Here is a 12,826-nt window from a genome sequence, read left to right as displayed (position 1 = left end):
GGCCAGCCGCCGCGCAAACCGCCGGATATATTCGGCCGCGTGACCAACCGTCTCTTCCTCCTCCGGCACGGGCAGACCGAATGGTCGCTGAACGGGCGGCACACCGGCCGCACGGACATCCCGCTGACGCCGGCGGGCGAAGGCCAGGCGCGGGCCGCGGGCGGCACCCTCCGCAGCCTGGTCGGCGGCCCGTCGCTGGTGCTGTCGAGCCCGCGTGTCCGGGCGCTGCGCACGGCGGCACTGGCCGGGCTGCGCGTCGACGAAGTCACCGAGGACCTCGCCGAGTGGGACTACGGCGACTACGAAGGCATCACCACGCCGAAGATCCGCGAAACCGTGCCGGGCTGGACGGTCTGGAGCCACCCGATCCCCGGCGGCGAAAGCGCTTCGGAGGTCTCCGCCCGCGCGGATCGCGTGCTGGAGCGCGCCCGGAAGGCCAGCGAAGCCGGCGACGTGATCCTGGTGGGACACGGGCACTTCAGCCGCGTGCTGGTGGCCCGCTGGATCGGCCTGCCCGCCACCGCCGGCGTCCACTTCGGACTCGACGCGGGCGGCATCGCGGTGCTCGGCGACGAGCGCGGCGAACCCCAGATCGAACACCTCAACCTGCTGCCCGCGGAGGACTGACGTGCCCGACGACCGCATCCGCCGGATCCGCCCCGACGACGTCGAAGCGGCCGTCCGCCTGGCGTACGACCTGGCGGAGTACGAGCGCGCCCCCGACGAGTGCCACCTGACGCCGGCGCAGCTGCATGACGCGCTGTTCGGCGAGGCGCCGAAGCTGTTCGGGCACGTGGCCGAAGTGGACGGCGAGGTCGTCGGCTTCGCGGTCTGGTTCCTCAACTTCTCGACCTGGCGCGGGGTGCACGGGATCTACCTCGAGGACCTGTACGTGCGGGCGTCCCACCGCGGCTCGGGCCTGGGCAAGGCCCTGCTGGCGGCGCTGGCGGCCGAGTGCGTCGCGAACGGCTACGCGCGGCTCGAGTGGTCGGTCCTGGACTGGAACCCGGCGACGGAGTTCTACAAGGCCCTCGGCGCGGTCGCGATGGACGAGTGGACGGTCAACCGCCTCACCGACGAACCCCTGAAGGCGCTGGCCGCGCAGGCTTAGTCTTCTTCGTGGCCTTCGCGCTCGGCGCGACGGCCGGCCAGCCCGCCGCGCTCGGCGGCCTCGGTCTCCGACTCGCCTTCGCGCAGGCCCAGCGCCCAGGCCCGGGCCGACCGGCGGAACAGGAGGGCCAGGGCCACGATGCCGAGCAGGGCGATCGGCACGCCCCACAGCGGCTCGCCGGACGGGCCCAGCAGGTACCAGCCGAGGCCGATCACGATCAGCGCGATCACCACGCCGGGCGAGCGCGCCCACGTCTGGCCGAGCACCAGCCCGGCCGACGCGGCCAGGAACGCCAGCGCCACCACGATGAACGTCCCGGACTCGACGAAGACGTTGTTGCCCGGCTGAGCCGGCGAACCCAGGCCGTCGACCAGCACGATCACCCCGAACACCAGCAGGGCGAGCGACGGCACCGCGGTGACCACGCCGGCCAGCCGGACCTCACGGGGAGCGGGCGAGAACTTCACTGCGGCGGCCTTCCGGAAGGACTGGGCGAGTACTGGCGCGGTGCTTTGCGGGAGCACAGGTTTGCGGAACACAGCGCGGCAGCACAGTGGACTCCACCAGGGCGAGTCACCGTGCGTGAGCCAATTCGATCGTATGCCACCCGGTCGGCCGTTTTCGCGGGACCGCCCGGGCGCCGAAGATTCAGGTGTCGTCGATGAGCGGGCGGTCGGCCCGGGTGCACTTGTCACGACGAGCGGACACTCGCGTGCGAAGGAGGACCGCCCGGCACAGGGTCTCGAAGGTGCTGTTCCCCGGGGTTGCGCCCGTCACCATGCGGCGCCGGAAGGTTCTCGGGCCGCCGGATGTCACTTACTCTGCGGTAATGCGCGCAATCCTCGTCGTGAACCCCCAGGCCACCTCGACCACCGCCGGTGGCCGGGACGTGCTGGCGCACGCGCTCGCCAGCCAGGTGAAGCTCGACGTGGTCGAGACGGACTACCGCGGCCACGCGATGGCCGTCGCGCGCTCGGCCGCGCGGGACGGCATCGACCTGGTCGTGGCGCACGGCGGCGACGGCACGGTCAACGAGGTCGTCAACGGCCTGCTGGCCGACGCCGTGACACCTGGGGCTCCGCCCCAGGCCGGGGGCTCCACCACCCGGACCCCCGGAAGAGGTGGTGGCGACCCTTCGGAGATCGGCCACGTGCCCGCATTGGGCGTCGTCCCCGGCGGCTCGGCCAATGTGTTCGCGCGCGCCCTCGGCATCTCGGCGGACTCGTTCGAGGCCACCCACCAGCTGCTCAACGCGCTGGAGAACGACCGCTCGCGCCGGGTGGGGCTCGGCCTGGCCGACGGGCACTGGTTCACCTTCAACTCCGGCCTCGGCTGGGACGCCGACGTCGTCGGCCGGGTCGCCAAGCGCCGCGGCAAGCAGACGACGGCCGGCCTCTACCTGCGGGCCGCCGTCCGCTCCTACTTCCGGCCGCCGCTGGGCCGGCCGGCCCTCACGATCCGCATCCCGGGTGAAGAACCCGCCGAGGCGTTGACCGCTTTCGTGTCGAACACCGATCCGTGGAGTTACCTGGGTGAGCGAGCCATCCACCTCAACCCGGGTTGCTCGTTCGAGACGGGATTGGGTTTGTTCGCGTTGAACGGTCTGGGGTTGCCGACGGTGTTCAAGCATGTACGCCAAGCTTTGACTACGAAGAGCAACCAGCGCGGCCGGCGTCTCGTGCGTCACGATGACCTGCCGATGATCCGCATCGACGCAGCTGAACCGGTAAACTTCCAGGTGGACGGCGACCTCGTCGGCCAGCGGACCCGAGTGGAATTCGTCAGCGTCCCGAACGCACTCACGGTAATCGTGTGACGACGGGATCGCTGATCGCCTGCGGATAAGTAGCAGGTGCCGTTCGTCGACGGAGAAGCTCCACTCAGCGCATCAGCCTTCCCTTCGGACGGCTGTCTCGGAGAGAAACCGCAGGTCAGAGGGGTCGCTCGGCCGGGTGACCTGACTCACCGATCTTCCGGAAACCCTTGTCGAAAGCGGTGCTTCGTGAAAGCATTCACAAGCACCCAAGAACACGACCGCCATTAGACGACTGTGGCGCGGCCCTCCCGCGCCATATGAAGGAGCTCACGAACATGGACTGGCGCCACGACGCGGCCTGCCGAGACGAGGACCCCGAGCTGTTCTTCCCGGTGGGAACCAGCGGTCCGGCTCTGTCGCAGGTTACGCAGGCGAAGGCCGTGTGCCACCGCTGCACCGTCGCTTCCGACTGCTTGGCCTGGGCTTTGGCCAGCGGCCAGGACGCGGGCGTGTGGGGCGGCATGAGCGAGGATGAGCGACGCGCGCTCAAGCGCCGCCGTACGCACATCGGCACGCGGACCAACGCCTAAGTTTCTCGAGATCCACCCAGGCCGAGCAGGAATTTCACCCGGCGGGCATTTGTCGTGCCCACGCCGTCTGGGGTGATACCTACCCGACCTGAGCTTAACAACCGAGGCGAAACCACCTGGCGACGGGTGCGGTGAAACCTCACCGGGACTTCAACCTCCCACGAAACGCTGAACGGCCCGGCACCACGCACCTGGTGCCGGGCCTTCATCGTGTCGTCCCCCCAATCACGCGTGATGCCCCTCCAATCACGCGTGTCGACCTCCCAATCACGCGAGATCCGCATTCGCGCCCACGAACCGACCCTCCAAGTACGCGAACCGACCCTCTGAGTACGCGAGTCGTCCACCTGGGTACGTGTGTCGTCCGCCCAGATACGCGTGTCGTCCGGCTGAGTACGCGACCGTCAGAGGCGGCGGGACAGCGGGATGCGCAGCGCGGCTTCCGTCCCCGTCACGCGGGTCGCCGACGTCTCCGGCCGCACCTTCCGCAGCGACAGCGAGCCCCGCAGCTCGGACTCCACCAGCGTCCGGACGATCTGCAGCCCGAGCCCGTCCGACCGCTCCAGCGAGAACCCCGACGGCAGGCCACGGCCGTTGTCGCGGATCACGACGTCCAGCCAGCGGGCCGAACGCTCCACGATCAGCTCGACCTTGCCCGACCGGCCCGCCGGGAACGCGTGCTCGATCGCGTTCTGCACCAGTTCGGCCAGCACCATCACCAGCGGCGTCGCGATCTCCGCGACCACCACCCCGAACGAGCCCTTCCGCGACAGCCCGACCTGCGACTCCGCCGTGGCGACCTCGCCGACCATCGGCAGCACGTTGTCCAGCAGCTTGTCGAGGTCGACGCGCTCGTCCACGGAAATCGACAGCGCCTCGTGCACCAGCGCGATCGACGTCACCCGGCGCACGGACTCCGCCAGGGCGAGCCGGGCCTCCTCCGACGACGTCCGCCGGGACTGCAGCCGCAGCAAGGCGGCCACCGTCTGCAGGTTGTTCTTCACCCGGTGGTGGATTTCCCGGATCGTCGCGTCCTTGGACAGCAGCGCGCGGTCACGCCGTTTCACCTCGGTGACGTCGCGGACCAGCACCAGCGCGCCCGCCGCCTGCCCGGCCGGCCGCAGCGGCAACGCGCGGAACAGCACCACGGCGCCGCGTCGCGAGTCGGCCTCCGTGCGGCTCGACGGCTTCCCGTCGAGGGCCTCGATGATCCGGTGGGACACTTCGGTCGCGTCGAACGGGTCGCGGATCAGCGACCGCGTCAACGGCGCCAGCCGCGTCCCCACCAGGTCGGACTCGTGCCCCATCCGGTGGTAGGCGGACAGGCCGTTCGGGCTGGCGAACACGACCGTGCCGCTCGAGTCGAGGCGGATCAGCCCGTCCCCCACCCGCGGCGAAGTGTGCGTGTCGGTCGCGTTCGTCCCGTTCGGCGGGAACGTGCCGTCGACGATCATCTGGCACAGGTCGCCGGCGCTGCCCAGGTACGCGATTTCCAGCGGTGACGGCACCCGCGGCGCGGCCAGGTTCGTCTCGCGGCTCATCACGGCGATGACCTCGTCGTGGAACCGGACCGGGATCGCCTCGCGCCGCATCGGCAGGTCGCGGTACCAGTGCGGGTCCTCCTCGCGGCAGATCCGCACCTCGCGCATGGCCTTCGCCAGCTGCGGGTGCTCCTGGACGGTGAACCGCGTGCCGACGACGTCCTCGGGGTGCGCCGTGGGCGCCGTCGTCGGCCGCGCGTGCGCGACGCAGACGAAGTCACCGCCGTCCGGCTGCAGTTCTTCGGTCACCGGGACCCAGAGCAGGAAGTCGGCGAAGGACAGGTCGGCCAGCAGCTGCCACTCCGCGACGACGGTCTGCAGGTGATCCGCCGCCTCCCCCGGGAGGCCGGTGTTGTCGGCGAGCAGTTCGGCGAGCGTGGACACGCACCCCATCCAACCAGAACGGACCGTCATGACACACTTGACCAGGAACCTTTGACGACGAGGAGTGAACATGTCGAAGCGCGCCCGCAAGCGTCGCGACCGGAAGAAGAACGGCGCGAACCACGGCAAGAAGCCCAACGCCTGATTCCCGGCGTCGGCATGACGAAGGCCCCCACGCACCAGCGTGGGGGCCTTCGTCGTGCTCAGGCGCGCTACTCGGAGCGCTGCTCGAGGGTGATCTCGGTGCGTTCCACGGTGACGCCGCCGCGCGTGGCGACGGTCTGGCGGATCGACGCGCGCAGCCGGCTCTTCAGCTCGGCCGGGGCGTGGTCGCCGCCGCACTTGCGGGCCAGCAGCTGCTTGATGTGCTCGTCGATGCCGTACTCCTCGAGGCACGGCGGGCAGTCCTCGATGTGCGACCGCAACGCGGCGTCACGCTCGGGGCTGCACTCGCGGTCGAGCAGCAGGTAGATGTCGGCGAGCGCCTCTTCGCAGCGGACCTTGTCGGACGCGCCTTCGCACATGTCGTTCATCGCCCGGCCACCTCTTCCTGGGCACCTCGGATGAAACCGCGCTCCCGGGCCACGTCGGCGAGCAGGTCGCGCAATTGGGCGCGGCCGCGGTGCAGGCGGGACATCACGGTGCCGATGGGCGTGTCCATGATCTCGGCGATCTCCTTGTACGCGAAGCCCTCGACGTCGGCCAGGTAGACGGCCAGCCGGAACTCCTCGGGCAGCTTCTGCAGGGCGGCCTTGACGTCGGTGTCGGGCAGGTTGTCCATCGCCTCGACCTCGGCCGACCGCAGCCCGCTCGAGGTGTGGTTCTCCGCCTTGGCGATCTGCCAGTCGGTGATCTCCTCGGTGGGCGCCTGCACCGGCTGCCGCTGGCGCTTGCGGTAGCCGTTGATGTAGGTGTTGGTCAGGATGCGGTACATCCAGGCCTTCAGGTTCGTCCCCGCCTTGAAGGAGGCGAAGGCCGCGTACGCCTTGAGGTAGGTCTCCTGGACCAGGTCCTCGGCATCGGCGGGGTTGCGGGTCATCCGCATCGCGGCCGAGTACAGCTGGTCGAGCAGCGGCATCGCGTCCCGCTCGAAACGCTCGGCGCGCTCGGCCTCGGTCGCTTCTTCCGGCGCTGAGTTCTGCGTGCTCGGCAAACCGTTCCCTTCCCGCTCGGCGTCGATGCGCGTGCGCGCATACGGCGGACCCGAGTTTACGCGGGGACCGGGCACGCCGCGGTTCGCCGGTGCCTGGGAACTGCGGCGGCTGCGTGAGCGTGTGGTGGCGAGCGTTGTTGTCACATCCGGTACAACCGATCGGGGGGATCGGGCATTCCCTAGACTTCCGCCATGGCTGGCAAGGGCACCCCGGCGACGGCGTTGCTGGTGAAGCAGAAAGTGGCGCACACGCTGCACGCCTACGACCACGACCCGCGGGCGGATTCGTACGGGCTGGAAGCGGTGGAAGCGCTGGGCCTGGACCGCGCACGCGTGTTCAAGACGCTGGTCGCGGAGGTGGACGGCCGGCTCGTGGTGGGCGTGGTCCCGGTCACCGGCCAGCTGGACCTGAAGGCACTGGCGGCCGCGGCGGGCGGCAAGAAGGCGAAGATGGCGGACCCGGCGGCGGCCCAGCGGGCGACGGGGTACGTGCTCGGCGGGATCTCACCGCTGGGCCACCGAAGCCGGCTACCGGTGGTGATCGACGCCTCGGCGGAGGGGTTCGAGACGGTGTTCTGCTCGGCCGGACGGCGGGGGCTGGAAGTGGAGCTGGCACCGGGTGAGCTGATCCGGCTGACCGGGGCCGCGGTGGCGCCGATCGGGGCCTGAGCTGCAGGAATGCCCCCTAGGGAGCGACCGGACAGCCCCCGCCCGTCCCTGGGGGGCGGCCCCTGTCCAGCCTATCGGCAGCAGGGGCGCAAAACCCGCCCCTCGGCAAATCTGTGGACAACCGACCCCATTGTGGACAACTCAGGCCAGCGGCCGCAGCACCCGCGACAGCCACTCGGTCGCCGCGCGCGAGATGGCCTCCAGGTCCTTCCCCAAGCTGTGGTCGCCGTCCACCAGCACCAGCTCCTGGTGCGGACCCGGCTTCGGGCGCCCGAACGGGTCGCGCTCGCCCTGGATCACCAGGGTCGGCACCTCGACCGCGTCGAACTCCGGCTGGCGCGACTTCTCCGGCCGGCCCGGCGGGTGTTCCGGGAACGCCAGGCAGAGCACCGCCACCGCCTGCCCGGCCGACGCCGTCCGGCAGGCCACCCGCGCGCCCGATGACCGGCCGCCGAACACGAACGGCAGGCCGTCGAAACGCTCCGACAGCTCGTCCGCCACCGTCAGCCACGCCGTGTCCAGCTGGTTCGCCGGGGCCGGCGCGCGGCGGCCCGCCACCCGGTAGGGCTGTTCGACCAGCGCCACGTGCACACCCGCCGCCCGCGCCGCGCGCGTCACCGCCACCAGGTCCTTCGCTTCGAGCCCGCCGCCCGCGCCGTGGCCGAGCATGAGCACCGCCACGCCCTCCTCGGCGCAGTGCAGGTACACCCGCGCCGGGCCGTGGGCGGTCTCGATCGGGAGGGCCGTCATGACTTCGGCGCGTCGAACAGGGCGCCCTCGTGCGCCGGATCGACCCGTTCCAGCAGCTCGGGCCCGTTGTTGCGGACGTTGTTCACCTTGCTCGAGATCGGCCGCAGCTCCAGCGACGCCACGATGTCGTCCGGCGTCGGCACCAGCAGGTCGGTGACGTCTTCGCGGTCGGGGTCCAGCCAGCCGTCCCAGTGGGAGCGCGGCACGATCAGCGGCATCCGGTGGTGGACGTCGGTGAGCTGGCCGGCCGCGTCGGTCGTGATGATCGAGAAGGTGATCAGCGGCGAGGCCTTGTCGTCGTCCTTCGGCCGCCAGCTCTCCCAGATCCCGCCGAACGCGATCGAGGAACCGTCAGGCGCCGTCATGTAGAACGGCTCCTTCTCCTTGCCCGTGCGGCGCCACTCGAACCAGCCGTCGGCGGGCACCAGGCAGCGGCGCGACACCAGCGCGCGGCGGAAGGCCGGCTTCTCGGCGGCCGTCTCGGCGCGCGTGTTGATCATCCGCGAGCCGACCGACGGGTCCTTGGCCCAGAACGGCACCAGGCCCCACTTCATCATCCGCAGCGAGCGCTCGGCGGGCTCGTCCTCGAGGACCTGGCCGTCTTCGTCACGCGGGTGCCGCTGCACGACCGTGACCACGTTCTTCGTCGGTGCCACGTTGTGGTCGGCGCGCGCGTGGCCTTCGGTGAGGTCGATCGCGTCGAACTCCTCGATCAGCTTCGCCGGGTCCTTCGTGGCGGCGTAGCGCCCGCACATGGCCAACCTCCTCTACCGGTTGGGTCATCGTTACACGCAGGCCAGGGCCGTGGCGAGCGGCGTGGGATCATTCGGGTGGGCACCGGCACACGAGAGGACGACGGGTTTGGCGCGCAACGACTGGAGCAAGCTGGACGAGTCCGACGTCCGGGTGCGTCCAGGCAAGGGCACCCGGCCCCGCAGCAAGCGCCGTCCCGAGCACGCCGACGCCGTCACGGCCATGGTCATCGGCAAGGACCGCGGCCGCTGGACCTGCGCGATCGACGCCGATCCGGCCCAGGTGATCACGGCCATGCGGGCCCGTGAAATGGGCCGGACCCCGGTGGTCGTCGGCGACCGGGTCGGCATCGTCGGGGACGTCTCCGGCAAACCGGACACCCTCGCGCGGATCATCCGCGTCGACGAGCGCACCAGCTCGCTCCTGCGCACGGCCGACGACACCGACCCGTACGAACGGCTGGTCGTCGCGAACGCCGAGCGCCTGCTGATCGTCACCGCGCTGGCCGACCCGCCACCGCGCACCGGCTTCATCGACCGCTGCCTCGTCGCCTGCTACGCGGGGGGCGTCGAGCCGGTCCTGTGCCTGACGAAGGCCGACCTGGCCAGCCCGGACGAGCTCCTCGCTGGCTACGCGGGCCTCGACATCCCGGTGATCGTCAGCCGGCACGACGAACAGCCCGAAGGCCTCGACGAGCTGCTGAAAGACCACCTGACCGCGCTGGTCGGCCACTCCGGTGTCGGCAAGTCGACATTGGTCAACCGCCTGGTCCCGGACGCCGACCTGGCCGTCGGCGTGGTGAGCGGGGTCGGCAAGGGGCGCCACACGTCCGTCGCCGCGGTGGCGCTGCCGCTGCCCGGCGGCGGCTGGGTGATCGACACGCCCGGCGTGCGGTCGTTCGGGCTGGCCCACGTCACGGCGGATCACATCGTCGACGCCTTCGAGGAGTTCGCCGCGGCCGCCGAGGAGTGCCCGTCCGGCTGCGGGCACCTGGGCGCGCCCGAGGACCCGGGCTGCGCGCTCGACGACGTCGTCACCGAAGGGAAGGCGAGCCCGGAGCGGCTTGCGTCCCTGCGGCGCCTGCTGGCGTCACGTGGGGGCCACGATGTGACCCGCGCCACTGAGACCTGAGACAACCGGGAACCGATCGCCGGTCGTCTCCGTCATATCGGTAACCAATCACCCGATCAGGCGATATGCCGAGCGGAAGATCCGACTCTGAGGGGAACTCAATGCGCAAGACCACTCTGGTCGCCGCGGGCGCCGCGCTGGTGCTCACGCTGACCGCGTGCAGCGGCAATTCCGCCACCGGCACCGCCGAACCGGCCGCCGCGGGCGGGCAGAGCCAGTCGGCGGGCCTCGCTTCGCCGTTCACCGACGCGATCCAGCTGGCGTCGGCGTCCAAGCAGAACACCGTGAAGTCGAAGTCGGCGAAGTTCACCATGGAGGGCTCCGCCGCCGGCCAGACGCTGAGCGCCACCGGCGCGATGGCGATGGACGAGACGGACACCCGGTTCTCGATGACGAGCACCGCCGCCGGGCAGACCACCGAGATGCGCCTGGTCGACAAGGTCATGTACATCAAGCTGCCCGCCGAAGAGCAGAAGCAGCTGGGTACGGACAAGGGTTGGGCCAAGATCGCGGCCGACGGCAACGACCCGTTCTCGCAGGCGCTGGGCGGCGCGCTGTCGCAGTCGGCGGAGCAGAGTGACCCGAGCAAGATGCTCGACCAGATCTCCAAGGCGGGCCGGATCATCTCGTCCGACCAGACCGAGCTGAACGGCGAGAAGGTCAACCACTACAAGGTGGAGCTCGACGTCGCCAAGGCCGTCGACCAGTTCACCGGCCAGGTCCCGGCCGCGGCGCGCGACAAGCTCACCGACATGCTCAAGGGCAAGGACGTCAAGCTCCCGGCCGAGCTGTGGCTGAACAAGGACAACCTGCCGGTGCAGGTGACCATGGACCAGGGCCCGATGATGCAGGCGCTGGGCGCGCCGGCCGGCGACGCGAAGTTCACGATGAAGTACAGCGACTGGGGCACCCAGGTCGACGTGACGGCCCCGCCCGCCGACCAGGTCGTCGACCTCGGCGAGCTGATGAAGAAGGCCGGTCGCTGACCGGACGACGCTGAGTACTGATCCGGCCGAAAGCAGGCCGGCCCGCGCGCGGCACGTAACCGCCGCTGCAAAGTCATCCGGCCGTGGCTGTGGCCGGATCAGTACCTACCGGCACAGTAGCGGCGGCTCCCCCGAATGAGTTCGGGGGAGCCGCTGTGTTTTTGTTGGCGCCATGCGCAAAGCCGCCGTGGTGCTGCTGTTCGCCCTGTTCGCCGGTGCCTGCTCCGACCCGCCGCGACGTCCGGCGTTCGAGGACGCGCGAGCGCTGGCCGACGCCGCGACGGCGGCCACGGCGAGCGGCGGCTCGGCGAAGTTCGGCACGGACGTCGCGGTCGGCTCGGTCCGGTCGAAGGGCCAGGGCCAGGCACGGTTCGGCGCGGGCGGGACGGCCCAGGTGATGACGACCGACTTCCTCGGCGAGCCGGTGGAGCTGCGGCTGGTGGCCGGGAAGCTGTACGCGAAGGTGCCGGAAGGCTCACGCGACGAGGTCGGCACGGGCAAGCCGTGGGTGGTGGTCGCGGCGGACGGCACGGACCCGTTTTCCCAGGTCCTCGGGGCCAGCCTGACGCAGCTGGCCGCCCAGAACGACCCGGCACACACCCTCGGCGAGATCCGGACGGCGGGCACGATCATCGCGGCCGAGCGCACGGACCTGGGCGGAGTGGCGGCGGAGCACTACCGCGTCGACCTGGAGCTGGCCCGGTTGGGCACCGACCTGCCGGCGGGCTTGCCGGCGGACGCGGCGGGCCGGGTGGGCGGCAAGTTCCCGGTGGAGCTGTGGCTCGACGAGACGCACCGGCCGTTGCAGATCGTGCTGGACCTGTCGCCGATCCTGCCGGGCTCGGAAGCCCGCATCACCACGCGCTATTCGGACTGGGGCACACCGGTGGACGTCCAGCCGCCGCCCGCGGCCGAGGTCGGCTAGTCACGTTTCGCGCGCGCGTCTCGTCCGGTCTTCGGTCGAAAGGAGACGGACGTGCGGGTGATGGTGATCGGGGCGACGGGCGTGCTGGGCACACGGGCGGTGGCCCGGCTGCGGGCGGCGGGCCACGAGGTGAGCGGACTGGCGCGATCCCCCGCACGGGTGGCGGCCACGGGCGCCCAGCCGGTGATCGGGGAGCTGTTTTCGGTGCCGTCGCTGGTCACGGCGCTGCGCGGCCATGACGCGGTGGTGAACCTGGCGACGCGCATCCCGGGTCCCCGCGCGATGACGCGGCGCTCGGGCTGGGCAGAGAACGACCGGGTCCGGGTGGCGGGAAGCGCCGCGCTGGCGGCGGCGGTCCGGCAGGTCGAAGAGGTGCGGATCGTGGTCCAGGAGGGCATCTCGTTCGTGTACGCCGACGGCGGGTCCGCTCCGCTGACCGAGGACGCGCCCCTGCGCCCGGGCGGAGTGACGGCGTCTTCGCTGACGGCCCACGAGAACGTGGCGGCGCTGACGGACCGCACGGTGGTCCGGCTGCGCATCGGCCTGCTGGTGGGCCCGGACGCGACCACATCAGCAATGCTGGCGGCGGCCCGGCACGGAGCACCGTTGATCATGGGCTCCCGCGACGATTGGACAACGCCGATCCACCCATCCGACGCAGCCGCGGCGGCGGTGGCCGCATTGGACGCACCTTCGGGGGTTTACAACGTGGGAGCGCCACCGGTCCTCAAGGGCGCACTCGGAGCGGCCATGGCCGAGGCGGCGGGGGTGCGGAAGGCGCGGGCGGTACCGAAGTGGCTGGTTTCCCGGCTACCACTGGCGGAGCCGATGGGGCGGTCACAAGCGGGTGGTGTCGGAGAAGCTCATGGAGGCGACCGGGTGGCGGTGTGAACGACCGGTGCCGGGGCCGGAGTGGTTCGCGGACTGACGTCTTCGCGGCTCGCGTTCGCCGCTCTCCGTGGCAGGGTTCCGGCAACATCGTCTGTGCTGGTCGCGGGGAGTGGCTTCGCGAAGCCCCGGCGGTCTTTGCGGCCCGCCCGTCAGCCCCGACAAAAGTCCCCCGCCCTCCCAGGGGGG

The 12,826-nt window shown here is 70.9% G+C and carries 16 protein-coding genes; 10 read left to right on the top strand and 6 right to left on the bottom strand.

Features of this window, described 5'->3' with window-relative positions; all coding sequences use genetic code 11:
- Positions 1 to 39: 39 nt before the first annotated feature.
- Positions 40 to 627 (top strand): acid phosphatase, encoded by a 588-nt coding sequence (locus C2L58_RS31150; protein ID WP_103341243.1) that lies wholly within the window; start codon positions 40 to 42, stop codon positions 625 to 627.
- A 1-nt stretch (position 628) separates the two neighbouring features.
- Positions 629 to 1,111: a GNAT family N-acetyltransferase gene (locus C2L58_RS31145; protein WP_103341242.1), complete on the top strand. Its 483-nt coding sequence runs from the start codon at positions 629 to 631 to the stop codon at positions 1,109 to 1,111.
- Here the strand turns inward: C2L58_RS31145 and C2L58_RS31140 are convergent.
- A complete protein-coding gene (locus tag C2L58_RS31140; protein WP_103341241.1) occupies positions 1,108 to 1,578 on the bottom strand; it encodes a hypothetical protein in 471 nt (156 codons plus the stop codon). The two genes, C2L58_RS31145 and C2L58_RS31140, sit on opposite strands and share 4 nt — an antisense overlap.
- A gap of 362 nt (positions 1,579 to 1,940) precedes the next feature.
- On the opposite strand from C2L58_RS31140, the gene C2L58_RS31135 reads away from it, so the two are divergent.
- Positions 1,941 to 2,927, top strand: coding sequence for a diacylglycerol/lipid kinase family protein (locus C2L58_RS31135; protein WP_103341240.1), 987 nt, complete (start codon positions 1,941 to 1,943; stop codon positions 2,925 to 2,927).
- A gap of 275 nt (positions 2,928 to 3,202) precedes the next feature.
- On the top strand, positions 3,203 to 3,457 hold the full coding sequence (locus C2L58_RS31130) for a WhiB family transcriptional regulator (RefSeq protein WP_003059797.1): 255 nt from the start codon (positions 3,203 to 3,205) through the stop codon (positions 3,455 to 3,457).
- Between the two features lie 404 nt (positions 3,458 to 3,861).
- On the opposite strand, the gene C2L58_RS31125 is transcribed toward C2L58_RS31130, so the two are convergent.
- Complete coding sequence (locus C2L58_RS31125; protein ID WP_103341239.1) at positions 3,862 to 5,382, bottom strand: sensor histidine kinase; 1,521 nt, start codon at positions 5,380 to 5,382, stop codon at positions 3,862 to 3,864.
- A gap of 70 nt (positions 5,383 to 5,452) precedes the next feature.
- Here C2L58_RS31125 and C2L58_RS51555 point away from each other — a divergent pair, with 70 nt between their 5' ends.
- Positions 5,453 to 5,527 (top strand): 50S ribosomal protein bL37, encoded by a 75-nt coding sequence (locus tag C2L58_RS51555; RefSeq protein ID WP_098515123.1) that lies wholly within the window; start codon positions 5,453 to 5,455, stop codon positions 5,525 to 5,527.
- 67 nt (positions 5,528 to 5,594) lie between these two features.
- Here C2L58_RS51555 and rsrA read toward each other — a convergent pair whose 3' ends face one another.
- The gene (gene rsrA, locus C2L58_RS31120; RefSeq protein ID WP_103341238.1) at positions 5,595 to 5,915 is read right to left on the bottom strand and encodes a mycothiol system anti-sigma-R factor; all 321 of its coding nucleotides are present in this window, start codon (positions 5,913 to 5,915) and stop codon (positions 5,595 to 5,597) included.
- Positions 5,912 to 6,535 (bottom strand): sigma-70 family RNA polymerase sigma factor, encoded by a 624-nt coding sequence (locus C2L58_RS31115; protein WP_013229712.1) that lies wholly within the window; start codon positions 6,533 to 6,535, stop codon positions 5,912 to 5,914. The genes rsrA and C2L58_RS31115 overlap by 4 nt, the downstream gene beginning before the upstream one ends.
- A gap of 192 nt (positions 6,536 to 6,727) precedes the next feature.
- Here C2L58_RS31115 and ybaK point away from each other — a divergent pair, with 192 nt between their 5' ends.
- Complete coding sequence (gene ybaK / locus C2L58_RS31110; RefSeq protein ID WP_103341237.1) at positions 6,728 to 7,204, top strand: Cys-tRNA(Pro) deacylase; 477 nt, start codon at positions 6,728 to 6,730, stop codon at positions 7,202 to 7,204.
- Between the two features lie 141 nt (positions 7,205 to 7,345).
- On the opposite strand, the gene C2L58_RS31105 is transcribed toward ybaK, so the two are convergent.
- Positions 7,346 to 7,954 (bottom strand): alpha/beta hydrolase family protein, encoded by a 609-nt coding sequence (locus tag C2L58_RS31105; protein ID WP_103341236.1) that lies wholly within the window; start codon positions 7,952 to 7,954, stop codon positions 7,346 to 7,348.
- On the bottom strand, positions 7,951 to 8,709 hold the full coding sequence (locus tag C2L58_RS31100) for an SOS response-associated peptidase (protein WP_103341235.1): 759 nt from the start codon (positions 8,707 to 8,709) through the stop codon (positions 7,951 to 7,953). The genes C2L58_RS31105 and C2L58_RS31100 overlap by 4 nt, the downstream gene beginning before the upstream one ends.
- 106 nt (positions 8,710 to 8,815) lie before the next feature.
- On the opposite strand from C2L58_RS31100, the gene rsgA reads away from it, so the two are divergent.
- The 4 genes from rsgA to C2L58_RS31080 all read left to right on the top strand — a co-directional run bounded on the left by rsgA (position 8,816) and on the right by C2L58_RS31080 (position 12,640).
- Positions 8,816 to 9,838, top strand: a complete 1,023-nt coding sequence (gene rsgA / locus C2L58_RS31095; protein WP_103341234.1) for a ribosome small subunit-dependent GTPase A — start codon at positions 8,816 to 8,818, stop codon at positions 9,836 to 9,838.
- 101 nt (positions 9,839 to 9,939) lie between these two features.
- Complete coding sequence (locus C2L58_RS31090; protein ID WP_103341233.1) at positions 9,940 to 10,824, top strand: hypothetical protein; 885 nt, start codon at positions 9,940 to 9,942, stop codon at positions 10,822 to 10,824.
- Between the two features lie 172 nt (positions 10,825 to 10,996).
- On the top strand, positions 10,997 to 11,749 hold the full coding sequence (locus C2L58_RS31085) for a hypothetical protein (protein ID WP_103341232.1): 753 nt from the start codon (positions 10,997 to 10,999) through the stop codon (positions 11,747 to 11,749).
- A gap of 60 nt (positions 11,750 to 11,809) precedes the next feature.
- Positions 11,810 to 12,640, top strand: a complete 831-nt coding sequence (locus C2L58_RS31080) for an NAD-dependent epimerase/dehydratase family protein (RefSeq protein ID WP_233226042.1) — start codon at positions 11,810 to 11,812, stop codon at positions 12,638 to 12,640.
- Positions 12,641 to 12,826 lie beyond the last annotated feature (186 nt).

The sequence above is a fragment of the Amycolatopsis sp. CA-126428 genome (genome assembly GCF_002904335.1).
Classification (GTDB): Bacteria; Actinomycetota; Actinomycetes; order Mycobacteriales; family Pseudonocardiaceae; genus Amycolatopsis.
This window is presented reverse-complemented; position numbering and strand designations above follow the sequence as displayed.

Excerpts from the sequence above, each read along its gene's own strand:
- C2L58_RS31135 (WP_103341240.1), top strand. The coding sequence starts at position 1,941 with ATGCGCGCAATCCTCGTCGTGAACCCCCAGGCCACCTCGACCACCGCC.
- C2L58_RS31130 (WP_003059797.1), top strand. The coding sequence starts at position 3,203 with ATGGACTGGCGCCACGACGCGGCCTGCCGAGACGAGGACCCCGAGCTG.
- rsrA (WP_103341238.1), bottom strand. The coding sequence starts at position 5,915 with ATGAACGACATGTGCGAAGGCGCGTCCGACAAGGTCCGCTGCGAAGAG.
- ybaK (WP_103341237.1), top strand. The coding sequence starts at position 6,728 with ATGGCTGGCAAGGGCACCCCGGCGACGGCGTTGCTGGTGAAGCAGAAA.
- C2L58_RS31105 (WP_103341236.1), bottom strand. The coding sequence starts at position 7,954 with ATGACGGCCCTCCCGATCGAGACCGCCCACGGCCCGGCGCGGGTGTAC.
- C2L58_RS31100 (WP_103341235.1), bottom strand. The coding sequence starts at position 8,709 with ATGTGCGGGCGCTACGCCGCCACGAAGGACCCGGCGAAGCTGATCGAG.
- C2L58_RS31090 (WP_103341233.1), top strand. The coding sequence starts at position 9,940 with ATGCGCAAGACCACTCTGGTCGCCGCGGGCGCCGCGCTGGTGCTCACG.
- C2L58_RS31085 (WP_103341232.1), top strand. The coding sequence starts at position 10,997 with ATGCGCAAAGCCGCCGTGGTGCTGCTGTTCGCCCTGTTCGCCGGTGCC.
- C2L58_RS31080 (WP_233226042.1), top strand. The coding sequence starts at position 11,810 with ATGGTGATCGGGGCGACGGGCGTGCTGGGCACACGGGCGGTGGCCCGG.